Raw genomic sequence first — 24,253 nt, 5'->3', positions numbered from 1 at the left:
CAATCCATCAAAGACTGATCCACCGCTTTCGCGAGCAAGCCCGCTCCCACAGAAGAGCAGATAGGCGCAAGGATTAAGCGTAGGTATCGATCAAGGTGCCGAGCATTTCGTCCGAAGCCTTGGCGACTTTCACGCCCAGTTCCACTTGAAACTTGCCTTGGGCCATCTCGACCATATCGCTCGCCGAGTTGGTGGGCTGGGCACGACCGTTGGCTTGCAAACGGTCGCGTTGGGCGTCCGAGGGCTGGGTCGTCGCGGCGCTGGCAATGTTGCCGGCGGCCTGGTCGACACGGTTCTGCCCGGTCTGGATGGTGCTCAGTCCCGAATAAAACGCGCTGCTTCCGGAGATTTCCATGGCGTAAGCCTGCCTTTAGAGAATCGTGAAGATGAATTGAAGCAGAGATTCCGGCAAAAGGCCCGTCAAAAACACTAATGGCCTATTGCCCTGCTCATAGCCAAAATCAGTCAAGCAGATCCAGTTCCAGGTGCGCGGCAACCGCTTCGGCCCCGGCCTGCTTGAGTCTCGGCACCCGCCCCAGGCAGGGCGCCGGCAAGCGTTCAGCCAGGGTGGCAAGGTTCTCTTCCAGACGAGAGGTCTTCGGATCGATGATATTCGCCACCCACCCCGCCAGCGGCAACCCATCGCGGGCAATCGCCTCGGCGGTGAGCAAGGCGTGGCTGATGCAGCCCAGACGCACCCCCACCACCAGGATCACCGGCAACTTCAGGGCCATGGCCAAGTCCGACAGGTTGGCCTGATCGGCCAAGGGCACCCGCCAGCCACCCGCGCCCTCGATCAAGGTGAAATCCGCCTGCTGCGCCAGTATGTGCTGCATCGGTTGCAACAGCGACTGCACCGTCAGCGCAACACCGGCCTCCCGCGCCGCCAGATGAGGGGCGATGGCCGGTTCGAATGCCACCGGGTTGACCTCGGCATAGGTCAACGGCAACGAGCATTCAGCCAACAGCGCCAGGGCGTCGCTATTGCGCAGTCCTTTGGGCGTGATCTGGCAACCCGAGGCGACCGGCTTTGCCGCAGCGGTGCTTTTGCCCGCGAGGCGGGCGGCATGCAAAAGGCCCGCGGCTATGGTGGTCTTGCCCACATCCGTGTCGGTACCGGCGATGAAGTAAGCGGCGCTCATAGAGGTTTCTCCAGTACGGCGTACACCACTTGATACGTGGCAGGCAGGCCCTGGGCCTGACGGAACTGCTCGTAAGCGTTCACCAGTGCAGCAATCCGCGCGCGGCCCGTCAACCCTCCCGGGCGGCCCGGGTTGAGGTTGTGCGCGCCCAACGCTTTGAGTTCGTGGGTCAGGCTGCGTACGTCCGGGTAGTGCAGCACATGGGGTTGGCGCTCCAGGCTGACGACGCGCAGGCCGCTGGCGGCGCAGAGCTGTTGATACGTCTCGAAGGCACGGAAACGGTTGACGTGCACCAGGCCATCCGCCGCTCGCCAGCTTTCGCGCAACTCATGCAATGTGCCCACACACAAGCTCGCAAACGCCAGCACGCCGCCGGGTTGCAGCACGCGACGGGCCTCGCTGAGCACCGCGTCGAAATTCGCACACCACTGCACCGCCAGGCTGGAATAGATCAGCCCCAGGCTCTGAGCTTTAAGCGGCAAGCGCTCGGCATCCCCGGCAATGAAATACCCCGCACCGCCCAAGGGCCTGGCGTGATTGAGCATACCTTCGGCGATATCCAGCGCCACGCCCTGGCTGTCGGGCAACCGCTCAGCCAACACACGGCTGAAAAAACCGGTGCCACACCCCATGTCCATCCAGCGCTGTGGCGTCGGGGCCAGCGGTAGGCGAGCCAACAACGCGGTGCCCACCGCACGCTGCAACTCGGCCACGCTGTCGTAACTGGCGGCTGCGCGGGAAAACGACGCGGCCACCTGGCGCTTGTCCGGCAAGCCACCCGGCAGAGGGGGCAGGGATAAATCAGTCATCAACGCACTCATGCAAAAAAGCCTGGATGGCCCCCGCAACACCGTGAGGGTCTTCCAGAAGAAAAGCGTGGCCGGCCTGTTCAATCAGGCCGATTTCAACATCGGGCAGCAAGGCCAATAGATCGCCGGCCGCTTCGGCCGGCACCAGCCCGTCCAGGCCGGCAAACAGGTGTAACTGCGGACCGCGAAAAGCCTGCAAAGCGGCGCGGGTATCAAGCCGGGCGAGCAGTTCAAGACCGGGCATCAACACGCTGGAAGGCGTATGCGGCGCGCCACTGACCAACAAACGCGACAACCCGCGCGGGTCTTCGGCGCCCTTGGCGCACAACAGGCCGAAGCGTTTGAGGGTGACTTGGGAGTCGGCATGGCAACCGGCGAGGAACGCATCGAAGGTTTCGCCGGGCATCGCGCTCGGCCAGCCGGCATGGGCGACAAAACACGGGTTGCTCGCCAACGTCAGCAAACCACAGCAGCGCTCACCGCGCCGCGCCGCCAATTCGGACGCCAGCATGCCGCCCAGGGACCAACCGCCCAGCCAGGCGTTGTCCGCCAGCGTGGCGTCGAGTTCGTCGAGCCAGTCATCCAGCTCGCAGGAGTCCAGTACCGGCAACGGTTCGATCTGCACCTGTAGGTGTTCGTCGAGGCCTTGCAAAGCGGCGGCCAGAGGCTCCAGCGGTGACACGCCGAGGCCCCAACCGGGCAGCAATATCAGTCGATCACGCATGGTCGGGCTCCGTGGCGCCTAACAAGCGGAAACACTCTTCCAACGCCGTTAACAATAGCTGCACCTGGGCCTCGCTGTGGGCCGCCGTCAACGTGACGCGTAAACGCGCACTGCCGACCGGCACGGTGGGTGGGCGGATCGCGGTGACCATCAAGCCGCGCTCGCGCAACATCTGCGACAGGCGCATGGCCTTGGCGCTGTCGCCGATCAGGATCGGTTGGATCGGCGTGAAACTGTCCATCAACGCCAGGCCGATCTGCTCGGCGCCCTGGCGGAACTGACGGATCAAGCCATTGAGGTGCTCACGCCGCCAATGTTCGGTACGCAGCAGCTCGAGGCTTTTCAAGGTGGCGCAAGCCAGGGCCGGCGGTTGGCTGGTGGTGTAGATGTACGGGCGGGCGAATTGGATCAGGCTTTCGATCAGGTCGTCACTACCGGCCACAAAAGCCCCGGCGGTGCCGAACGCCTTGCCCAGGGTGCCCACCAACACCGGCACGTCTGCCTGGCTCAAGCCAAAATGCTCGACGATCCCACCGCCGTGGGCACCCAACGGGCCGAAGCCATGGGCGTCATCCACCATCAGCCAGGCGCCTTTGGCCTGGGTTGCACGGGCCAATGCGGGCAGGTCCGCCAGATCGCCGTCCATGCTGAACACGCCGTCGGTGACCACCAGGGTATTGCCGGTCGCCTTCTCCAAGCGCTTGGCAAGGCTATCGGCATCGTTGTGCAGGTAACGATTGAAACGCGCACCCGAGAGCAAGCCGGCATCCAGCAGCGAAGCGTGGTTGAGGCGGTCTTCCAGCACCGTATCGCCTTGCCCCACCAGCGCCGTGACCGCGCCGAGGTTGGCCATGTAGCCGGTGGTAAACAGCAAGGCCCGTGGGCGACCGGTGAGGTCGGCCAGGGCTTCTTCCAATGCATGGTGAGGTGTGGCGTGGCCAACCACCAAGTGCGAAGCGCCGCCGCCCACGCCCCAACGGGACGCTCCGGCGCGCCAGGCTTCGATCACTTGAGGGTGGTTGGCCAGGCCCAGGTAATCGTTATTGCAGAACGCCAGGAGCGGCTGGCCGTCGACCACCACTTGCGGGCCTTGGGGACTGTCCAGCAGCGGGCGTTGGCGATAGAGGTGTTCGGCACGGCGGGCAGCGAGGCGCGCGGCGAGATCGAAAGACATGCAGGCCTCGGTAGACTCAAAGACTGGAGACTGAGCGCGATCAAATGTAGGAGGGGCTTGCTCTCGATATCGGTGGGTCTGCCAGCACATCTGCTACTGACAGGCCGCTATCGGGAGCAAGCCCCCTCCCACATTTGGATTGCATTTCAATCAGACGGCAGCGTTATAGAACTGTTCGCTGCTCTTTTGCTCGACCAGCGCCTGCTCGATCGCCGCCTGATGCACTTCATCGGCGTGCTCTTCGCGGGCTTCCGGCAGGATGCCCAGGCGCGAGAACAGTTGCATGTCCTTGTCGGCCTGCGGGTTGGCGGTGGTCAGCAGTTTGTCGCCGTAGAAGATCGAGTTGGCGCCGGCGAAAAACGCCAGGGCCTGCATCTGCTCGTTCATCGCCTCACGCCCGGCCGACAGCCGCACATGGGACTGCGGCATCAGGATGCGTGCCACGGCGAGCATGCGGATGAAGTCGAACGGGTCGACGTCGTCAGCGTTTTCCAACGGCGTACCGGCCACCTTCACCAGCATGTTGATCGGCACCGACTCCGGGTGCTCCGGCAGGTTGGCCAGTTGGATCAACAGGTTGGCACGGTCATCGAGGGACTCGCCCATGCCGAGGATGCCGCCCGAGCAGATCTTCATCCCCGAATCACGTACATAGGCCAGGGTTTGCAGGCGCTCGCTGTAGGTGCGGGTGGTGATGATCGAGCCGTAGAACTCCGGCGAGGTATCGAGGTTGTGGTTGTAGTAGTCAAGGCCGGCCTGGGCCAGGGCTTGGGTCTGGTCCTGGTCGAGACGACCGAGGGTCATGCAGGTTTCCAGGCCCATGGCCTTCACGCCTTTGACCATCTGCAGCACGTAGGGCATGTCTTTGGCCGACGGGTGCTTCCACGCGGCGCCCATGCAGAAGCGCGTGGAACCGATGGCCTTGGCGCGGGCGGCCTCTTCAAGGACCTTCTGCACCTCCATCAGTTTTTCTTTTTCCAGGCCGGTGTTGTAGTGGCCCGACTGCGGACAATATTTGCAGTCTTCCGGGCAGGCGCCGGTCTTGATCGACAGCAGGGTCGACACCTGCACGCGGTTGGCATCGAAATGCGCGCGGTGCACGGTCTGCGCCTGGAACAACAGGTCATTGAATGGTTGCACGAACAGTGCTTTGACTTCGGCTAAAGACCAGTCGTGACGCAGGGTGGCAGAGGTGCTGGCGCTCATGGGCGATTCCTTGATTATGCTTTGGCAAGCGCTGCGGGAAGGGCAATACCCACAGGCGCGACACGGATGCTCGGCATATTTAAGGAAGAATCATGCACTGTCAACCAGACCACAAACACCAAGTTTACATCTGGTCAAAAAACATACACAGCTGTTTAATCTGCGATGAGGCGACCGAATCAGCCGATTGTGTGTGCAACGCCTGCGAAACCGAGCTGCCGTGGCTGATGGAACAGTGCAACGTGTGCGCCCTGCCGCTGTCGATGGAGGGGCTGACCTGCGGCCAATGCCAGACACATCCGCCCGCCTTTAAACAGGTGATTGCGCCCTGGACCTACGGCTTCCCGGTAGACACCTTGATCAGCCGCTTCAAGCACCAGTCGCGATGGCCACTGGGCCATATGCTTGCGCGCTTGCTGGGGCACCACGTGCAACATCGTCTCGACAACGCTGAAATCATCCGGCCCGACTGCCTGCTGCCCGTGCCGATGGCACGTCATCGCTTGCGCGAGCGCGGTTTCAATCAGGCGTTGATGCTGGCCCGCTGGCTCGGTAACGCCCTCAACCTCAGCTGCGACGAACACCTGTTGTTGCGCCCCCATGAAACCGTGGCGCAACAGGCGCTCGACGCCAAGGCGCGCAAGCGCAACCTGTTTCGCGCCTTCGCCTTGGCCGCCGACGCCCAGGTGCAAGGCCGGCATTTCGCCCTGGTGGACGACGTACTGACGACCGGCGCTACCGCGCACAGCCTCGCACAATTGTTGAGGGACGCCGGTGCGCGCCAGGTCGACGTGTACTGCCTGGCCCGCACACCCAAACCGGGCGCGTAACTTGACTCCCTGGCACCGGGGCGGCAACGTCCACTCATTCCATCGAAGTGTGTTCCCATGTCGCTACCCACCCTGCTCAGCCAACACATTGTCCGCCGTCCACAGCGCATTGCCTTGCTGGCGCATATTGCCGAGCAAGGCTCAATCACCCGCGCCGCCAAGAGCGCCGGCCTGAGTTACAAGGGCGCCTGGGACGCCATCGATGAGCTGAACAACCTGGCGCAAAAGCCGCTGGTGGAACGCAGCGTCGGCGGTAAAGGCGGCGGCGGAGCCAAGTTGACCGCTGAAGGTGAGCGCGTATTGCGCCTCTACCAGCGCTTGCAGGCGCTGCAGGCCCAAGTGCTCGGCTCCGACGAGGATACCAGTGACTTCAATCTGCTGGGACGCTTGCTGCGCACCAGCGCACGTAACCAATTGCATGGCCAGGTGGTCGCCATTGAACAGCATGGCCGCAACGACACCATTCGCCTGCAACTGGCCGCTGGCTTGAATATTGACGCGCAAATCACTCACGACAGTACCCGGCGGCTGGAACTGGCAGTGGGTGTGGAAGTGGTCGCGTTGATCAAGGCCGGTTGGCTGGAACTGCTCGCTATCGGACAAGCTGCAACACCTGGACACAATTGCATGAGCGGCATTATCGACACGATTCTCGCCGCCGATGACGGCCCCAGCGAAGTGCGCATCACCTTGCCCAACGGCCTGGTGTTATGTGCCCTGGCGCAGCCTGCCGCGCTCGAAGCGCTGGGCGCTTCCGAGAACCAGCCTATCCAGGTGCAGTTCGCCCCGCACAATGTATTGCTGGGCACGCCGGTATAACGCGGCCGCGCCTTCAAACTGCAACAAATTCGTCACGAGGGCTCCTTAAGGTGTCTGCAAAAACCGCAGAGGGAGCATGAAATGAGCCTGTTACAAGAAAACCAAGCCACCGACCTGGAACAGATGGTCGGCCTCACCCGCCGCCGCTTCATCGGTGCCGGTGCCCTCTGCGGTGCCGCGATGTTCCTGGGCGGCAACCTGCTCAGCCGCAGTGCCCTGGCCATTAACGCGACCACCGCCAGCCCGTTGTTGGGGTTCACCGGCATCGCCGCTGCCAGCACCGACACCATCACCTTGCCGCCGGGCTACAGCGCGTCGGTGCTGATCAGTTGGGGCCAGCCGTTGCACAAGGGCGCGCCGGCTTTCGACCCGTCCGGCAACGGGACCGCCAAAGCCCAGGAGCAACAGTTCGGTGACAACAACGATGGCATGAGCCTGTTCGCCTTCCCCGGCGACAACAACCGTGCGCTCATGGCGATCAACAACGAATACACCAACTATCGCTACCTCTACGCCCATGGCGGCGCGCCGCAATCGGCTGAAGAGGTGCGCAAGGCCCAGGCCAGCGAAGGCGTTTCGGTCATCGAAGTGCGGCGCAAAGGTGACACCTGGCAGTTCGTCCAGGACTCGCGCTACAACCGCCGCATCCACGGCAATTCGCCAATCCGCCTGAGCGGCCCGGCCGCGGGTCATGCCTGGTTGCAAACCAGTGCCGACAAGTCGGGTAAAAAAGTCCTCGGTACCTTTCAGAACTGCGCCAACGGCAAGACACCGTGGGGCACTTATCTGACGTGCGAAGAGAACTTCACCGACTGCTTCGGCAGCAGCAACCCACAACAAAGCTTCGACGCCGGGCAAAAACGCTATGGCGTGGCAGCGGCCAGCAAAGACATCAACTGGCATCAGCATGACCCGCGCTTCGACATGGCCAAGAACCCCAACGAATTCAACCGTCACGGCTGGGTGGTGGAAATCGACCCGTTCGACCCGCAATCCATCCCAGTCAAGCGCACCGCCCTGGGCCGTTTCAAACACGAGAACGCGGCGCTGGCTGAAACCCGCGACGGCCGCGCCGTGGTGTACATGGGCGACGATGAGCGCGGTGAATTCATCTACAAGTTCGTCAGCCGTGACCCGATCAACCACAACAACCCCAAGGCCAACAAAAACCTGCTCGACCACGGCACCTTATATGTGGCGATCTTCGACGCGGGCGATGGCAACGCCGACCACCCCAAGGGCAAGGGCCAATGGGTGGAGCTGACCCATGGCAAAAACGGTATTGATGCCGGCAGTGGTTTCGCCAGCCAGGCCGAGGTGCTGATCCATGCGCGCCTGGCCGCCAGCGTGGTGAAAGCCACCCGCATGGACCGCCCTGAGTGGATTGTGGTCAGCCCCACTGATGGCCAGGTCTATTGCACACTCACCAACAATGCCAAACGCGGGGAAGACGGCCAACCGGTGGGCGGGCCCAACCCACGGGAGAAAAACGTCTACGGTCAGATCCTGCGCTGGAAAGCTGATCAGGATAACCACGGCGCCCACGAATTCACCTGGGACCTGTTTGTGGTCGCCGGTAACCCAGGCGTGCACGCCGGTACGCCCAAGGGCGGTTCCTCCAACATCAACCCGCAGAACATGTTCAACAGCCCCGACGGCCTGGGGTTCGACCAGGCCGGACGCTTGTGGATCCTGACCGACGGCGACTACAGCAATGCCGGTGACTTCGCGGGCATGGGCAATAACCAGATGCTGTGTGCCGACCCGGCCACCGGAGAAATCCGCCGGTTCATGGTCGGGCCGGTGGCGTGTGAAGTCACCGGGATCAGCTTTTCGCCGGACCAGAAGACGCTGTTTGTGGGGATCCAGCATCCCGGCGAAACCGGCGGCTCGACCTGGCCGGAACATCTGCCCAATGGCAAGCCGAGGTCTTCGGTGATGGCGATTCGGCGGGATGATGGCGGCATTATCGGCGCCTGATAAAATGTCATCGGGAGCAAGCCCCCTCCCACAGTTGACCGCGTGTACACCGGCAATTGTGGGAGGGGGCTTGCTCCCGATAGCGATGGCACAGGCGCCCTATCTCAAGCCTGGTGCGTTACCATACCCGGCCGGACGCGGCGCCCTGCTGCGCGCAGGAGTTCGTATGGCCCACCCGTTTGAAACACTCACCCCTGACCTGGTCCTCGACGCGGTCGAGAGCATCGGTTTCCTCAGCGACGCCCGTGTGCTGGCGCTCAACAGCTACGAAAACCGCGTGTATCAGGTGGGCATCGAAGGCTCTGAGCCGCTGATCGCCAAGTTTTATCGCCCCCAGCGCTGGACCAACGAGGCCATCCTCGAAGAGCATCGCTTCACCTTCGAACTGGCCGAGTGCGAGGTGCCGGTGGTCGCCCCGTTGATCCACAACGGTGAAAGCCTGTTCGAACATGCAGGCTTCCGTTTCACCTTGTTTCCCCGGCGGGGTGGCCGCGCGCCGGAGCCGGGCAATCTCGACCAACTCTATCGCCTCGGGCAACTGCTCGGCCGTTTGCATGCCGTAGGCTCCACCCGCCCGTTCGAACACCGCGAAGCCCTGGGCGTGAAGAACTTCGGCCACGACTCCCTCACCACGCTGCTCGAAGGAAATTTCATTCCCAAAAGCCTGCTGCCGGCCTATGAGTCCGTCGCGCGCGACCTGCTCAAGCGCGTGGAAGAGGTATACAAAGCCACCCCGCACACGAACATCCGCATGCACGGGGATTGCCACCCCGGCAACATGATGTGCCGAGATGAGATGTTCCATATCGTCGACCTCGACGACTGCCGCATGGGCCCGGCGGTGCAAGACCTGTGGATGATGCTCGCCGGTGACCGGCAGGAATGCCTTGGCCAACTGTCGGAACTGATGGACGGCTACCAGGAATTCCACGACTTCGACCCACGGGAACTGGCCCTGATCGAACCCCTGCGTGCCCTGCGCCTGATGCATTACAGCGCCTGGCTCGCACGGCGCTGGGACGACCCGGCGTTCCCCCACAGCTTCCCCTGGTTTGGCAGTGAACGGTATTGGGGCGATCAGGTGCTGGCGTTGCGCGAGCAACTGGCCGCCCTCAACGAAGAACCCCTGAAGCTGTTCTGACCGCTTGTTTTGCTTTTGTGGGAGGGGCAAGCCCTAATGCCAGTCAGTTAAAGGGTGGGATGTAGAACACATCATCTGTAGTGAGCGGGCTTGCCCCTCCCACATAAGCAAAGCCAATCCCATTGGCAGACAAATGTCCTTACAATCACACCTTTGTTAGCTGCCTAAGCAAGGATTCTGCAATGCAAGCCGCCAACCCCCGCAAGGGGTACATCCTGGGCCTGAGCGCCTATGTCATCTGGGGTCTGTTCCCGCTCTACTTCAAAGCCATCGCCAGCGTCCCCGCCGCCGAAATCATCGTGCACCGTGTGTTGTGGTCGGCGCTGTTCGGTGGCTTGCTGTTGATGGTGTGGAAACACCCGGGGTGGCTGCGCGAACTGCGCGACAACCCCAAGCGCCTGGCTATCCTGGCACTCAGCGGCTCATTGATTGCGGCCAACTGGCTGACTTACGTATGGTCGGTGAACAGCGGGCGCATGCTGGAAGCGAGCCTGGGCTACTACATCAACCCGCTGGTCAATGTACTGCTGGGCATGTTGATCCTGGGCGAGCGCTTGCGCCGCCTGCAGTGGGTCGCCGTCGGGCTGGCGGCGGTGGGTGTGGCGCAACAGGTGTGGCAGGTGGGCAGTTTGCCGTGGGTGTCCTTGGCGCTGGCGCTGACCTTCGGCTTCTACGGGCTGATCCGCAAACAGGCGCCCGTCAAAGCGCTGCCTGGGCTGGTCGTAGAGACTTGGATGCTGGTCCCGATCGCCATCGCATGGCTGCTGTTCAACCCCTCGGCCCACAGCGCACAACTGGAGTTCTGGGGCACCTCCGAAGCCTGGTGGCTGGTGGCGGCCGGCCCGGTGACGCTGATCCCGCTGGTATGTTTCAACGCTGCCGCTCGGCATTTGCCCTACACCGCACTGGGCTTTTTACAGTACGTGGCACCGACTCTCGTGCTGCTGGAAGCCGTGCTGCTGTTTGGCGAACACCTGGCGTCGAGCACCCTGCTTGCCTTCGCCTTTATCTGGGCGGGGCTGGTGGTGTACAGCCTGGATGCCTGGATGAGCGTGCGCAAGTGCTGATCAAATAACGTACAAACCTCTGCAAGCCACGCAGCACGTGGCTTGCAGCCATCAACCCCAAGGTTATCCACAACCTGATCCCCGCCATTTGTGCACAAGCCCTTGAAACTGCTCGTTTTTTGCGCAGAAGGCGGAGAGCCAACGCCGGCGCGGCCTGGCGTCGAGTCTCTACAGGTTATCCACAAGCCCATGCAAGTTTTCCATGCATAACCCTGTGGGTTGATCATTCCTCGTTGTGCAATTCCACCATCAAGTCATCCGCCAAGGTTTCCAGCGACGCCTGCAAGGTATCCAGGGATAACGTCGACGGCACCTGCAACAGCGCCTCGGCCGTGAACAACGGGTCACCGCTCATGGGGGCCGGGCGTACGTCCGTGCTCAGGCTCTCCAGGTTCACGCCCTGCCGGCTCAACAACGCTGTGATCTCGCGCACGATGCCCGAGCGGTCATTGCCCACCAGGGTCATCACGATCGACTTGGACGTCGCTGCCTGCCCGCTACTGCCCTCACCCACCAGCACGCGAATGCCGTGTGTGGATAAGTCCTCCAGCGCATTGATCAGGTGCTGACGGTTTTCAGCAGGCACACTGACCCGCAGGATACCGGCGAATTGCCCGGCCATATGCGCCATTCGGCTTTCCTGCCAGCTACCGCCGTGGGTGGCGATGGTATGCGCGATGCGTTCCACGACGCCGGGTTTGTCGGCGGCGATAATTGTGAGTACAAGATGGTCCATGGCGAAGCCCTCAGGAATTCAATCTACAAGGTGGACGCAGGCGCCCTCGAAAACAAATCGTGTACCATTTTTATATTTATCTGGAACAATCCAATCGTTTTTTGAGAACATCACGTTCTCCGCTGTGACCGTACGACCAAAGTGGGTCGCTAAACGACGTATTTAGTCTAATTTTCACAACCGCAAGTCATCATGTAGTATGCAAACCCATGCACTACATAATGAAAATCTGAAAAAGCGCATAAGCTCCGCAGAGTGAGGCAAGCAATGACTGAACACGTTCAAGTCGGTGGCCTGCAGGTCGCCAAAGTCCTGTTCGACTTCGTGAACAACGAAGCCATTCCCGGTACCGGCATCACTGCCGACCAGTTCTGGGCCGGTGCCGACAAGGTTATCCACGACCTGGCACCGAAGAACAAAGCCCTACTCGCCAAACGCGATGATTTCCAAGCGCGGATCGACACCTGGCACCAGACCCACGCCGGCCAGGCCCACGACCCGGTGGCTTACAAAGCCTTCCTGCAAGACATCGGATACCTGCTGCCAGAAGCCGCAGACTTCCAGGCCACGACCCAAAACGTCGATGACGAAATCGCCCGCATGGCCGGCCCGCAGCTGGTCGTGCCGGTGATGAACGCCCGCTTCGCCCTCAACGCCTCCAATGCGCGTTGGGGCTCGCTGTATGACGCGCTGTACGGCACCGATGCCATCAGCGAAGCCAATGGCGCCGAGAAGGGCCAGGGCTACAACAAAGTGCGGGGCGACAAGGTGATTGCCTTTGCCCGCGCTTTCCTCGACGAAGCCGCGCCGCTCTCGGCGGGCAGCCACGTCGACTCCACCGGCTACAAGATCGTCGACGGCAAGCTGATCGTCAGCCTCAAGGGCGGTAGCAACAGCGGCCTGCGCGACGACTCGCAACTCATCGGCTTCCAGGGCGACAGCGCCCAGCCGATTGCCGTGCTGCTCAAACACCACGGCCTGCACTTCGAGATCCAGATCGACGCCAGCACGCCGGTCGGCCAGACCGACGCCGCCGGCGTCAAAGACGTGCTGATGGAAGCGGCGCTGACCACCATCATGGACTGCGAAGACTCCGTCGCCGCCGTCGATGCCGATGACAAAGTGGTGATCTACCGCAATTGGCTCGGCCTGATGAAGGGCGACCTGGCCGAAGAAGTGGCCAAGGGCGGCAAGACCTTCACCCGTACGATGAACCCTGACCGCGTCTATACCGGCGTGAATGGCCAGGACGTGACCCTGCATGGCCGTTCGCTGCTGTTCGTGCGCAACGTCGGCCACCTGATGACCATCGACGCGATTCTCGACAAAGCCGGCAATGAAGTGCCCGAAGGCATCCTCGACGGGCTGATCACCAGCCTGGCGGCGATCCACAGCCTCAACGGCAACAGCACCCGCAAGAACAGCCGCACCGGTTCGGTCTATATCGTGAAGCCGAAGATGCATGGCCCGGAAGAAGCCGCATTCACCAACGAGCTGTTCGGCCGCATCGAAGACGTGCTGAACCTGCCGCGCAACACCCTCAAAGTCGGGATCATGGACGAGGAGCGCCGCACCACGGTCAACCTCAAGGCCTGCATCAAGGCGGCCAGCGAGCGCGTGGTATTCATCAACACCGGCTTCCTCGACCGTACCGGCGACGAGATCCACACCTCCATGGAAGCCGGCGCGATGGTGCGCAAGGCGGCCATGAAGGCAGAAAAATGGATCGGCGCCTATGAGAACTGGAACGTCGATATCGGCCTGAGCACCGGCCTTCAAGGGCGTGCGCAGATCGGTAAAGGCATGTGGGCGATGCCCGACCTGATGGCGGCGATGCTCGAACAGAAAATCGCCCACCCACTGGCCGGCGCCAACACCGCCTGGGTGCCGTCGCCCACGGCGGCGGCGCTGCACGCGCTGCACTATCACAAGGTTGATGTGTTCGCACGCCAGGCCGAACTGGCCAAGCGCGAGCGCGCTTCGGTGGACGATATCCTGACCATTCCTCTGGCGACCAACACCGATTGGTCCGACGAAGAAATCCGCAACGAGCTGGACAACAACGCCCAGGGCATCCTGGGTTATGTGGTCCGCTGGATCGACCAGGGCGTCGGTTGTTCGAAAGTGCCGGACATCAACGATGTGGGCCTGATGGAAGACCGCGCCACCCTGCGTATCTCCAGCCAGCACATCGCCAACTGGTTGCGCCACGGCATCGTCAATGAAGCCCAGGTGCTGGAAAGCCTCAAGCGCATGGCGCCGGTGGTAGACCGCCAGAACGCCGGGGATGCGCTGTACCGCCCACTGGCGCCGGACTTCGACAGCAACATCGCGTTCCAAGCGGCGGTGGAGTTGGTGATTGAAGGGACCCAACAGCCGAATGGCTATACCGAGCCGGTGTTGCACCGCAGGCGTCGGGAGTTCAAGGCTAAAAACGGTCTTTAAACGCATAAAAAAACCCTGGTCGAAATACCAGGGTTTTTTATCATCTGTGGAAAGTTCAGAAGTCATGGAGCAAGTAAGTACAGTTAACGACCGCATTGCCGTTACTTCCGCTACACGCCGCATTCATCAGCATTCCTTGGTGAAGGAAGCTGCCATCTGCCTGGTTTTCAACATTGACGACCAACGTACCCGAACCAGAGGAAAAATAACTAGATCCGCCTGAGTCTACATACTCAAATTGTGGTAAAGCAGCTACATCAAATTGATGCAGCCCATCAAGTAACTCTTGTCTATAGGACCAATGAAGACGCTCCCGACTGGGCAAAAATCCCCTGTAGATTGAAGTATTACTCTTCGAGCCACTGACAATTTTTGCTCTAAAGAAATCCGCCTTATGGTCTTTAAGAACCAACACATGGGCATCACTTTCAACGAGCTTAGTTTTAGTGGCTTGCCATTCTGCTTTGTCGAAACCAACTTTCGGAAAAGTCATGGGTAGCTCCTGTTTACCAGGTAACGGGGCATTGTGATCAACCCCTACCAAACCAGTACACACGTCTTGAGCACACCCATCTACTGTCAAAATTGACAGTGGCAAAGCTATTCAGACCAACGGCCTCTACTGCACCATCCCCAACTCCCGCTTCACCATCTTCGCCAACTTCACGCTATCGATTGGCTTGAGCAGAAAGTCCACCACGCTCAAATGCATGGCGTCGATCACATCGGGGGCTTCCGCGTCCCCTGACATGATGATGATGGGCAATGCCGCCCGGGAGGACTCGCGCACCTGGCGGATCAGCTCCAGGCCATTGCTCGGTGCCATGCGCAAGTCAGTGATCAGCAAGCCGATGGAGGTGTTGGAGTTCAGCAGATCCCACGCGGCCTCACCACTCTCGGCGGTCATGCAGCGAATACCGTCCAGCCCCAGGATTTGCGCCAGCAGCTCACGCGCGTCCTTGTCGTCGTCAACAATCAGCACACGTTGCGGCGGTAAATCAGGTTCCAGCATCACGGCGCTCAGCGCCTCGCGCTCCGCATCGCTCAAAATATCGTTGTCGGTCATACATTTCTCAGCAGTTCTCATCACTCTTTCAGCACACTCGTCAGACATCTGCCGAAAGGTGAACAATGTGCACTTCGTCGGAAAGTTTGCCTAGTGGGCGTTCTACGGGGTTTGCACCATAGCCTTGTAAGGTTTTTCCCTAGGCATGCATCGTTTAACCGCTACCTAGACTTACGTCCAATGGGCACCCACGGCACGGGAGTTGACCATGAAGGACGATAACGACAAAAAACTGCGGTCACTGTTATGAGTAAAGCTGATGCTTTCACGCAGGCGGGAAAAACCGCCGTGTTGCAGAACATCCACGGCACCCTGCAATTCCTGCAACGCTTTCCCCCGTTCAACCAGATGGAAAATGCCCACTTGGCGTTTCTGGTTGAACAATGCCAAATGCGCTTCTATGCCCCCGGCGACAGTATCCTCAAACCGTCGGGCGGCCCGGTTGAGCACTTCTATATCGTCAAGCAGGGCCGCGTCGTCGGCGAGCGACCGGACAGCACCGAAACCACCTTCGAAATCACCACGGGCGAATGCTTCCCCCTCGCCGCCTTGCTCGGCGAACGGGCCACCCGCACCGAACACAAGGCCGCCGAAGACACCTTCTGCCTGCAATTGAACAAGCCGGCTTTTATCAAGCTGTTCGCGCTTTCCAGCCCGTTTCGCGACTTTTCCCTGCGCGGGGTCAGTAGCCTGCTGGACCAGGTCAACCAACAAGTCCAGCAAAAAGCCGTGGAGACCCTCGGCACTCAATATTCGTTGAACACCCGTCTTGGCGAGTTGGCCATGCGCCACCCGGTCACCTGTCAACCCGGCACGCCGCTACGCGAGGCGGTGACGCTGATGCACGAGCAGCAGGTGGGCAGCATTGTGATCGTGGATGAGCATAAAGCGCCCCTGGGGATTTTTACCCTGCGCGACCTGCGCCAGGTGGTGGCCGACGGCACCAGTGATTTCAACCAGGCCATCGAAGGGCATATGACCCAGACGCCGTTCTTCTTGACCCCGGACCACAGCGCCTTTGACGCCGCCATCGCCATGACCGAGCGGCATATCGCCCATGTGTGCCTGGTCAAAGACCAGCGCCTGTGTGGCGTGGTGTCCGAGCGCGACCTGTTTTCCTTGCAACGGGTCGACCTGGTGCACCTGGCCCGCACCATCCGCAATGCGCCCCGCGTGGAAAACCTGGTAGCGATTCGCGGCGAAATCGGCCAACTGGTCGAACGCATGCTGGCCCACGGCGCCTCGTCTACGCAGATCACCCACATCATTACCCTGCTTAACGATCACACCGTGTGCCGGGTGATCGAACTGACGCTTGCCGAAAAAGACGACCCCGGCGTGCCGTTCAGCTGGTTGTGTTTCGGCAGCGAAGGTCGCCGTGAACAAACCCTCTTCACCGACCAGGACAACGGTATTTTGTTCGAAGCCAAGGACGCCGCCGAAGCAGCGTCGATCCGGGCGCGGTTACTGCCCCTGGCGCAGCAGATCAACCAGAGCCTGGCGTTGTGCGGCTTCAGCCTGTGCAAGGGCAATATCATGGCCGGCAACCCCGAGCTGTGCCTGTCACGGGCCGAATGGGCGCGGCGCTTTGCAGCGTTCATACGCGAGGCGACGCCGGAGAATCTGCTGGGGTCGAGCATCTATTTCGATCTGCGGGTAGTCTGGGGCGATGAGCGCGGTTGCGAACAATTGCGCCAGGGGATCCTGGATCAGGTTGCGGATAACCGACTGTTCCAACGCATGCTGGCCGAGAACGCCCTGCGCCAGCGCCCGCCAGTCGGGCGTTTCCGAGAGTTTGTGCTGACGCGCAAAGGTGGCGAAAAGGCCACGCTCGATCTCAAGGTGCAAGGCCTGACCCCCTTTGTCGATGGTGCGCGCCTGCTGGCCCTGGCCAATGGCATCCACGCCAACAACACCCTGGAACGCCTGCGCCAGTTGGTGCTCAAGGAAGTCATCGACGCGCTGGACGGTGCCGCCTATGAAGAGGCGTATCACTTTATCCAGCAAACCCGCATGCAGCAGCACCAACTGCAAACCCGCGAGAACCAGCCCTATTCCAACCGCGTCGACCCCGACAGCCTCAACCACCTGGACCGGCGCATCCTGCGTGAATCCCTGCGTCAGGCGCAACGCCTGCAAAGCAGCCTGACCTTGCGGTATCAGCTGTGAGCTGGCTCGGTTGGCTACGCCCGAAAAAGCCCGGGCTCGACGCGGCGCAACAACAGCGCCTGGACCAACTGCCCAAAGCCGTGGAGTTGGGCGATGGCCCCTTGCGCAGCCAGCGTTGGGTGGTGGTGGACCTGGAAACCAGCGGCCTGAACCTCAACCGTGACCAGGTCCTGTCCATCGGCGCCGTGGTGATCGAGGACGGTGCGATAGACTTCTCACAACTGTTCGAGCGTACCCTGCAACGCAGCGCAACCAAACTCAGCCCCAGCGTGCTGATCCATGGCCTGGGGCCCAGTGCGATCGCCGCCGGCAGCGACCCGGCCGAGGCCCTGCTGGATTTTATGGATTTCGTCGGCGACAGCCCCCTGCTGGCGTTCCACGCCCCCTTCGATCAACACATGTTGTGCCGAGCACTCAAGGACAGCCTGGGGTATCGCCTGGCTCACCCGTTCCTCGACGTCGCCGACATCGCCCCGCTGCTGTGCCCGCAAGCGAATATCCGCGAAGCCGGGCTCGACGATTGGATCAACCACTTTCACCTTCAGGTCGGCGAGCGCCATCACGCCAGCGCCGATGCCTTGGCCACGGCGGAACTGATGCTCATCCTGTTCAGCCGCGCACGCCAGCAACACCTCGACTCCCCCCAGCAATTGCAAGAACGTTTGAGCCAATGGAAACGGCGTAAACAAGCGCCATCGTTTTAATAGCACCGCCCGACAGACGCCAATTGCGCCCATCCGACGCCTCTGACACAATCGCGAATAATTCTCGTTAGTTTAAACCTCTTGTTTATTCGGTGATGCCTTGTCGTCGGTCCCAAACCCACACAGTGAGCTGGTTGGCGCGTTGTATCGCGACCATCGCGGCTGGCTGTTGGCATGGCTGCGCCGCAACGTGGCCTGCCCGAGCCGCGCCGAGGACCTCAGCCAGGACACCTTCATGCGCCTGCTGGGCCGTGACGAGCTGCGCGAACCTCGCGAGCCGCGGGCGTTTCTGGTGGCCATCGCCAAAGGTTTGCTGTTCGACTATTTCCGTCGCGCGGCGTTGGAACAGGCCTACCTCACCGAACTGATGCTGCTTCCGGAAAGCGAACACCCGTCGCCGCAAGCCCAGCAAATGATCCTCGAAGACCTCAAGGCCATCGACCGCCTGCTCGGCAAGCTGTCGAGCAAGGCCCGCGCCGCCTTCCTCTATAACCGCCTCGATGGCCTGGGCCACGCCGAAATCGCCCGGCGCCTCGGTGTGTCGGTGCCCCGCGTGCGCCAATACCTGGCCCAGGGCATTCGCCAATGCTACATCGCCCTGTATGGCGAACCGCTGTGACCGCTTCCAGACCGGTTTCCGCCCGCGTGCTGGATGCGGCGATCGCCTGGCAACTGTCCCTCGACTCCGGCGACGGCAGTGCGGTGGAGCAGGAAGAGTTCGCCAAGTGGCTGGCCAGCGATGAAGAACATGCGCGGGCCTGGCGCCAGTTGGGCATGCTCGACCAGCGTTTCAGCGTAGCTTCTGGTCCGGCACGGGCGGCGCTCTTGCAGTCACGCGAAGGGATTCGCCAGCGCGTGCGCAAGTTGGGCACGGGCCTCGCCAGCATCGCGCTGGTGTGCGGCCTGGCACTGTTGGCCGGTGAGCGTTACGTGCCCATCCACTATTGGCTGGCCGACCAACGCACCGCCACCGGCGAGCAACGTACTCTGAAATTGGCGGACGGCACGCTGATCAACCTCAACACCCACAGCGCCATCGACGTGCGTTTCGATGAAAAACGCCGGCTGATCGTGCTGCAGGCCGGTGAGATTCTGATCGAGACCGGGCACAACGATGGCCGCCCGTTCTACGTGCAGACCCGCGACGGCAACCTGCGCGCATTGGGCACGCGGTTTATCGTCAAGCGCGAAGACGGCGCTACGCGCCTGAGCGTGCTGCAGTCTGCCGTGGCGGCCCAGCCCGAGGCGCTGCACCAGGAACAGATCTTCAAAGAGGGCCAGCAAGTGCTCATGCGCAGCGATGGCCTCGGCCCGCTGCTGGCCGTCGCCCCCGCCACCGACGCCTGGACCCGCGGCATGCTGGTGGTGGACAACGCCCGCCTGGGCGATGTGGTCGAGGAACTGAGCCGTTACCGCACCGGGCACCTGGGTGTGGATAAAGACGTGGCCGACCTGCGCATCACCGGCAGTTTCCCGCTGCACGACACCACCCTGGCGCTCAATGCGCTGTTGCCGACGCTGCCGGTGCAGATCGAGCAGCACACGCCGTGGTGGGTGACGGTGAAAAGCAAGCCGTAGGTTCTGCAGTGGCCGGGCGACTGCTATCGGGAGCAAGCCCCCTCCCACACTGACTGCATTCACACACCTTGATTTGCAAACGCAGCCAGTGTGGGAGGGGGCTTGCTCCCGATAAGGCCCTGAAGAACACCTCGAAAACCTCAGCGCAAAAATATTTTCATCCTGCCCTATCACTTTTCGATTCTCGTCCGGCACCTAGGCAATTGAGAAATATTTCCATTCAGGAGCCACCTATGTCCCGCACGCTAGACACCTTGTTGCGCCCCAGCCTGTTAGCCATCGCCATTGCGCTCAGCGCCCCGCTGGCAAGCACCCCGCTGATCGCTGCCGAGCAAGCGTCCAGCGTTCGCGCCTACAACCTGCCGGCCGCGCCGTTGGCCACGACCCTGAACCAGATCGCCAGCCAGGCGGGCCTGGCACTGACCCTCGATCCGACGCTGGCGTCAGGCAAGACCTCGGCGCCGGTCAAAGGCCAGTTCGATGCCCAGGGCGCGTTGCGGGAGGCGTTGCGTGGCACCGGCTTGCAGCTGGAGCAGAGCAGCGCAGGCACCTTTACCCTAGTGGCCATTGCCGAAGGCGTCGTGGCGTTGCCGCAGACCAGCATCATCGCCCAAGGCAACACTGAAAGCGCTTGGGGCCCCGTGACAGGCTACCTGGCGACACGTACCGCCGCCGGCACCAAGACCGACACCGCACTGGTCGAAGCCCCGCGCTCGATCTCCGTGGCCACCCGCGAGCAGATGCAGGATCGTAACGTCCAGAACCTGGATGACGCCGTCAAGTACATGCCCGGCATCGTGTCCGCCAGCTACGGCAGCGATACCCGTTATGACTGGATGCGTGTACGCGGTTTCGAACCCACCCAATTCCTCGACGGCCTGCCATTGCCGCGTGGCGTCTACGCCAACCCCAAGGCCGAAACCTGGAACCTCGACCGCCTCGCGCTGCTGCGTGGCCCGGCGTCCTCGGTGTATGGCCAGACCCCGCCGGGCGGCCTGCTGGACATGGTCAGCCGTCGCCCGAGTGCGGAGTCGAGCAACGCCATCCAAGTGCAATACGGCAGCGACAACTACCGCCAACTCAACTTCGCCAGCACCGGCAAGCTCGATGATGAAGGCCGGTTCCTCTATGGCCTCAGCGGCGTGGTGCGCGATGCCGGCACCCAGGTCGACCACATCGACAACCAGCGCTACAACATTGCGCCGAGCCTGACCTGGAACATCGACACCGACACCAAGCTGACTTTCCTGTCGCAGTTCACCCGCGACGATACCGGCGCCACCAGCCAGTTCCTGCCGATCGTAGGCACCAAGATCAAATCGCCGCTGGGGGACGTGTCACATCACAAGAACCTGGGCGACCCGGACTACGAATTCTACGACCGCACTTATTACGCACTGGGCTATGCGTTCGAACATCGCTTCAACGATACCTGGCAGTTCAAGCAGAACCTGCGTTACACCAAATCGGAATTGGCGTTCCAGCAATTGACCGTGGGCGCCTACAGCTATTTCCCGGTTGATGCCGCCGGCAATATCGGCCGTACCTCAACCAACGTTGACGAGAACATCGGCCAATTCGCGCTCGACAACAACTTCCAGGCCGACTTCGCCACAGGCGACGTCACCCACACCTTGCTGCTCGGCCTGGACCATCAGCGTACCGATACGTCCTATCTGTCGATTTATGGTTCCGCCGGGACCGTCAACATCTTCAACCCGGTCAATACCCGCCCCGTGGAACGCCCGGCGCGCTCCACGGCGTACTACGACTACAACCAGAAAACCATCCAGACCGGCCTCTACGTGCAAGACCAGATGGCGTTGGACAACTGGCGCCTGACCCTCGGCGGGCGTGAAGATTGGGTGCACCAAGGCACCACCTACTTCAACAAGAACGATGCAACCAACACCGACCGCAGCAAGAACTTCAGCGGTAACGCGGCGCTGAGCTATGTGTTCGACTCAGGCTTTGTGCCTTACCTGTCATACGCCGAGTCCTTCCAGCCGGCGAGCAACGCCAGCGTCGACCCACTGCAGTCGTACAAACCCACAGAGGGCAAGCAATGGGAGCTGGGGATCAAGTATCAGCCGCCGGGCTCCAACACCTTATTGAGCGCCGCGGTCTACGATCTGACCCAGAAAAACGTGCTGGTTGCCAGTACCGGGGCCGGTGGCCAGTCGGTCACGGACCAGACCGGCGAGGTGAAAGTCAAAGGCCTGGAGCTGGAAGCCGTGTCTGACGTCACCGAAAACCTCAAAGTGATTGCCGCGTACACCCTGGCCAAATCCGAAGTACAGAAGGGCAACTTCAAAGGCAACCGCCTGCAACTGATGCCAAACCAGCAAGCCTCCCTGTGGACCGACTACACCTGGCACACCGGCGTACTCGACGGTTTCGGCATCGGCTTCGGTGCCCGCTACACCGGCAACACCTACGGCGACCAGGCCAACACCTGGCTGGGCAAGGCCAACGCCTACACCGTGTTCGACGGCGCCGTGCATTACGACCTGGGCCGCCTGGACAACAGCCTCAAAGGCGCATCGCTGAAGTTGAACGCCACCAACCTGTTCAACAAGGACTACATCTCCACCTGTGACGCTTCCTACTGCTACTTCGGCGACCAACGCAGCGTCGTCGCCAGTGCCACCTACCAGTGGTGATCGGCTGAGTTAACCACCAGGCCGTCCTTCGGGGCGGCTTTGGCGTGTCTGAAGGCTAGAACATGAAAAGCACAACCATCCGCCGCTGGTCCTTCATCCACACCTGGACCAGCCTGATCTGCACGGTATTCCTGCTGATGCTCGCCCTCACCGGATTGCCGCTGGTGTTTCACCATGAGATCGATCATCTGCTGGGCAACGAGCCGCAATTGGCGCAAATGCCTGCCGACACGCCGCAGCTCAACCTGGAGCAACTGGTCAGCGCAGCGCAAGCCCATCGCCCCGGCGACGCCATGCAATACCTGGCCTGGGACGAAGACGACAAAAATGGCGTGATTGCGATCATGGCCGCCACGGCCGGCACCGAGCCCAATGCGTCCCACACCTTCATGCTCGACGCCCGCACCGGCGAAGCCGTGGAAACCCCGGCGGCCAACGGGGGCTTCACCCTGTTCCTGCTGCGCCTGCACGTAGACATGTTCGCCGGCCTGCCGGGCAAGCTGCTGTTGGCGTTCATGGGCGTGCTGTTTGTGTTGGCGATTATCTCGGGCACGGTGTTGTACCTGCCGTTCATGCGCCGCTTGAAATTCGCCACCGTGCGCAACGACAAATCCACGCGCCTGCGCTGGCTGGACCTGCACAACCTGATCGGCGTAGTCACCCTGACCTGGGCGCTGGTGGTGGGCGTGACCGGGGTGATCAGCGCCTGCGCCGACCTGATCATCGCCGCCTGGCGCCAGGACAGCCTCAGCGCCATGATCGAGCCCTACCAAAACGCCCCGCCGCTGGCCCAACGCGCGCCCGCCACTGAACTGCTGAACATTGCCGCCAAGGCCGCGCCCGGCATGACGCCGGACTTCATCGCCTTCCCCGGCACGCGTTTTTCCAGCGAGCACCATTACGCGGTGTTCATGAAAGGCAACACCCATCTGACCTCGCACCTGCTCACGCCGGTACTGATCGATGCCAGCACCCTGGCCGTCACCGCCATCGCCGAACGGCCGTGGTACATGGACGCCATGGGCATGTCCCAACCGTTGCACTTCGGCGACTACGGCGGCATGCCGATGAAAGTCCTCTGGGCCGTGTTGGATGTGCTGACCATCATCGTACTGGGCAGTGGGGTTTACCTGTGGATCGTGCGGCGCAAGGCGGCTCGGCCATGAAGCCGCGTCAATCGAATTTCTGGAAGGTATTTGCCATGCCGCTGGGGATTGGCCTGCTCAGTGCCGCCGGGTTGTTTGCCGCATTGCTGGGGGACGGGTGGTGGGATTCGTTGAGCTGGGCAGGGCTGGGGGTTCCTGCTGCAATCGGTGCTTGGGCTTTGATCAAACGCTGAGCTAGATTAGCGCTGCCCTTTTTCGAGGAATGCCCAATGTCCGCGCCCAGCCTGACCTTGTTCCACAACCCTGCCTCACCGTTTGTTCGCAAAGTCCGCGTGTTACTGAGCGAGACCGGTCAACAAGACCGCGTCACCCTGCAAGGCTGCCTGCCGACACCGGTCAACCCCGATGCGCAACTGGTGCAAGACAACCCCGTGGGCAAGATCCCGGCCCTGCGCCTGGCCGACGGCTCGGTGCTGCACGACAGCCGAGTGATCCTCGACTACTTCGACCATCAGCACGCTGGCACCCCGCTGATCCCCCGCGAGGGCGCCGCTCGCTGGCGTCGCCTGAACCTGGCCTCGATGGCCGACGGCGTCATGGACGCCGCCGTGCTGGTGCGCTACGAAACCGCCATGCGGCCGGTCGAGAAGCATTGGGATCAATGGCTCGATGAGCAACGCAACAAAATCCGCCGCACCCTCGCCGAATGGGAGGCGAATGCGCCTGACGAACTCGCCGGCCACTTCGACATCGCTGCCATCAGCGTGGCCTGCGCCTTGGGTTATCTGGACTTCCGCCACCCTGACCTGCAATGGCGCCTGGCCGGTGCTGGCTCCGGTAAAACCCGAGAGCTGGTGCACCGTATCGCCTGGTTGATCCAGGTCGAGAACGCGT

22 protein-coding genes and 2 pseudogenes are annotated in these 24,253 nt (G+C 61.8%); 15 read left to right on the top strand and 9 right to left on the bottom strand.

Annotated elements, in window-relative coordinates:
• Positions 1–73: 73 nt before the first annotated feature.
• The 6 genes from ACQRBT_RS11755 to bioB form a co-directional block, all read right to left on the bottom strand.
• Positions 74–355 carry a hypothetical protein gene (locus tag ACQRBT_RS11755; protein WP_060753328.1) on the bottom strand — a complete coding sequence of 94 codons (282 nt, stop codon included), beginning with the start codon at positions 353–355 and terminating at the stop codon, positions 74–76.
• A 106-nt stretch (positions 356–461) separates the two neighbouring features.
• Positions 462–1,142 carry a dethiobiotin synthase gene (gene bioD, locus ACQRBT_RS11750; protein WP_060753329.1) on the bottom strand — a complete coding sequence of 227 codons (681 nt, stop codon included), beginning with the start codon at positions 1,140–1,142 and terminating at the stop codon, positions 462–464.
• A complete protein-coding gene (gene bioC, locus ACQRBT_RS11745; protein WP_412047487.1) occupies positions 1,139–1,951 on the bottom strand; it encodes a malonyl-ACP O-methyltransferase BioC in 813 nt (270 codons plus the stop codon). Before bioC ends, bioD begins: the two co-directional genes overlap by 4 nt.
• Positions 1,944–2,675 carry an alpha/beta fold hydrolase gene (locus ACQRBT_RS11740; RefSeq protein ID WP_060753331.1) on the bottom strand — a complete coding sequence of 244 codons (732 nt, stop codon included), beginning with the start codon at positions 2,673–2,675 and terminating at the stop codon, positions 1,944–1,946. The genes bioC and ACQRBT_RS11740 overlap by 8 nt, the downstream gene beginning before the upstream one ends.
• Complete coding sequence (gene bioF, locus ACQRBT_RS11735) at positions 2,668–3,849, bottom strand: 8-amino-7-oxononanoate synthase (RefSeq protein ID WP_060753332.1); 1,182 nt, start codon at positions 3,847–3,849, stop codon at positions 2,668–2,670. Before bioF ends, ACQRBT_RS11740 begins: the two co-directional genes overlap by 8 nt.
• Positions 3,850–3,999: 150 nt before the next feature.
• Positions 4,000–5,055, bottom strand: coding sequence for a biotin synthase BioB (bioB, locus tag ACQRBT_RS11730; RefSeq protein WP_060753333.1), 1,056 nt, complete (start codon positions 5,053–5,055; stop codon positions 4,000–4,002).
• 92 nt (positions 5,056–5,147) lie between these two features.
• On the opposite strand from bioB, the gene ACQRBT_RS11725 reads away from it, so the two are divergent.
• From ACQRBT_RS11725 to rarD, 5 genes are all read left to right on the top strand, one after another.
• Complete coding sequence (locus ACQRBT_RS11725; protein ID WP_412047486.1) at positions 5,148–5,885, top strand: ComF family protein; 738 nt, start codon at positions 5,148–5,150, stop codon at positions 5,883–5,885.
• 57 nt (positions 5,886–5,942) lie between these two features.
• On the top strand, positions 5,943–6,704 hold the full coding sequence (locus tag ACQRBT_RS11720; protein WP_412047485.1) for a TOBE domain-containing protein: 762 nt from the start codon (positions 5,943–5,945) through the stop codon (positions 6,702–6,704).
• Between the two features lie 81 nt (positions 6,705–6,785).
• Complete coding sequence (locus ACQRBT_RS11715; protein WP_412047484.1) at positions 6,786–8,684, top strand: PhoX family protein; 1,899 nt, start codon at positions 6,786–6,788, stop codon at positions 8,682–8,684.
• A 166-nt stretch (positions 8,685–8,850) separates the two neighbouring features.
• Positions 8,851–9,825 (top strand): serine/threonine protein kinase, encoded by a 975-nt coding sequence (locus tag ACQRBT_RS11710; RefSeq protein ID WP_198762649.1) that lies wholly within the window; start codon positions 8,851–8,853, stop codon positions 9,823–9,825.
• A gap of 182 nt (positions 9,826–10,007) precedes the next feature.
• Positions 10,008–10,892, top strand: coding sequence for an EamA family transporter RarD (rarD, locus tag ACQRBT_RS11705; RefSeq protein WP_412047483.1), 885 nt, complete (start codon positions 10,008–10,010; stop codon positions 10,890–10,892).
• A 223-nt stretch (positions 10,893–11,115) separates the two neighbouring features.
• On the opposite strand, the gene ACQRBT_RS11700 is transcribed toward rarD, so the two are convergent.
• Positions 11,116–11,628 carry a glycine cleavage system protein R gene (locus ACQRBT_RS11700; RefSeq protein ID WP_060753339.1) on the bottom strand — a complete coding sequence of 171 codons (513 nt, stop codon included), beginning with the start codon at positions 11,626–11,628 and terminating at the stop codon, positions 11,116–11,118.
• Between the two features lie 267 nt (positions 11,629–11,895).
• Between ACQRBT_RS11700 and ACQRBT_RS11695 the strand changes: the two genes are divergently transcribed.
• Positions 11,896–14,073, top strand: a complete 2,178-nt coding sequence (locus ACQRBT_RS11695) for a malate synthase G (protein WP_412047482.1) — start codon at positions 11,896–11,898, stop codon at positions 14,071–14,073.
• A 55-nt stretch (positions 14,074–14,128) separates the two neighbouring features.
• Here the strand turns inward: ACQRBT_RS11695 and ACQRBT_RS11690 are convergent, their stop codons facing one another.
• The gene (locus ACQRBT_RS11690) at positions 14,129–14,566 is read right to left on the bottom strand and encodes a hypothetical protein (protein WP_412047481.1); all 438 of its coding nucleotides are present in this window, start codon (positions 14,564–14,566) and stop codon (positions 14,129–14,131) included.
• Between the two features lie 126 nt (positions 14,567–14,692).
• Positions 14,693–15,139: a response regulator gene (locus ACQRBT_RS11685; protein WP_412047480.1), complete on the bottom strand. Its 447-nt coding sequence runs from the start codon at positions 15,137–15,139 to the stop codon at positions 14,693–14,695.
• Between the two features lie 246 nt (positions 15,140–15,385).
• Here ACQRBT_RS11685 and ACQRBT_RS11680 point away from each other — a divergent pair, with 246 nt between their 5' ends.
• The 9 genes and pseudogenes from ACQRBT_RS11680 to ACQRBT_RS11640 all read left to right on the top strand — a co-directional run.
• Positions 15,386–17,308, top strand: a complete 1,923-nt coding sequence (locus ACQRBT_RS11680) for a putative nucleotidyltransferase substrate binding domain-containing protein (protein WP_412047479.1) — start codon at positions 15,386–15,388, stop codon at positions 17,306–17,308.
• On the top strand, positions 17,305–18,012 hold the full coding sequence (locus ACQRBT_RS11675) for a 3'-5' exonuclease (protein WP_412047478.1): 708 nt from the start codon (positions 17,305–17,307) through the stop codon (positions 18,010–18,012). The genes ACQRBT_RS11680 and ACQRBT_RS11675 overlap by 4 nt, the downstream gene beginning before the upstream one ends.
• 100 nt (positions 18,013–18,112) lie before the next feature.
• Positions 18,113–18,631, top strand: coding sequence for an RNA polymerase sigma factor (locus tag ACQRBT_RS11670; protein WP_060753345.1), 519 nt, complete (start codon positions 18,113–18,115; stop codon positions 18,629–18,631).
• Positions 18,598–19,590 carry a FecR domain-containing protein gene (locus tag ACQRBT_RS11665; protein ID WP_412047477.1) on the top strand — a complete coding sequence of 331 codons (993 nt, stop codon included), beginning with the start codon at positions 18,598–18,600 and terminating at the stop codon, positions 19,588–19,590. Before ACQRBT_RS11670 ends, ACQRBT_RS11665 begins: the two co-directional genes overlap by 34 nt.
• A 233-nt stretch (positions 19,591–19,823) precedes the next feature.
• The gene (locus tag ACQRBT_RS11660; RefSeq protein ID WP_244384958.1) at positions 19,824–22,253 is read left to right on the top strand and encodes a TonB-dependent siderophore receptor; all 2,430 of its coding nucleotides are present in this window, start codon (positions 19,824–19,826) and stop codon (positions 22,251–22,253) included.
• A 62-nt stretch (positions 22,254–22,315) separates the two neighbouring features.
• Positions 22,316–23,419: a PepSY-associated TM helix domain-containing protein gene (locus ACQRBT_RS11655; protein WP_412047476.1), complete on the top strand. Its 1,104-nt coding sequence runs from the start codon at positions 22,316–22,318 to the stop codon at positions 23,417–23,419.
• Positions 23,416–23,592: a hypothetical protein gene (locus tag ACQRBT_RS11650; RefSeq protein ID WP_090368369.1), complete on the top strand. Its 177-nt coding sequence runs from the start codon at positions 23,416–23,418 to the stop codon at positions 23,590–23,592. Before ACQRBT_RS11655 ends, ACQRBT_RS11650 begins: the two co-directional genes overlap by 4 nt.
• Positions 23,593–23,628: 36 nt before the next feature.
• Positions 23,629–24,177: pseudogene (locus ACQRBT_RS11645) on the top strand (glutathione S-transferase N-terminal domain-containing protein); the annotation flags it as partial.
• Positions 24,178–24,253 (top strand): annotated as a pseudogene (locus ACQRBT_RS11640) (UvrD-helicase domain-containing protein); the annotation flags it as partial.

The organism is Pseudomonas sp. R19M (assembly GCF_050312585.1).
GTDB lineage: Bacteria > Pseudomonadota > Gammaproteobacteria > Pseudomonadales > Pseudomonadaceae > Aquipseudomonas > Aquipseudomonas palleroniana.
This window is presented reverse-complemented; position numbering and strand designations above follow the sequence as displayed.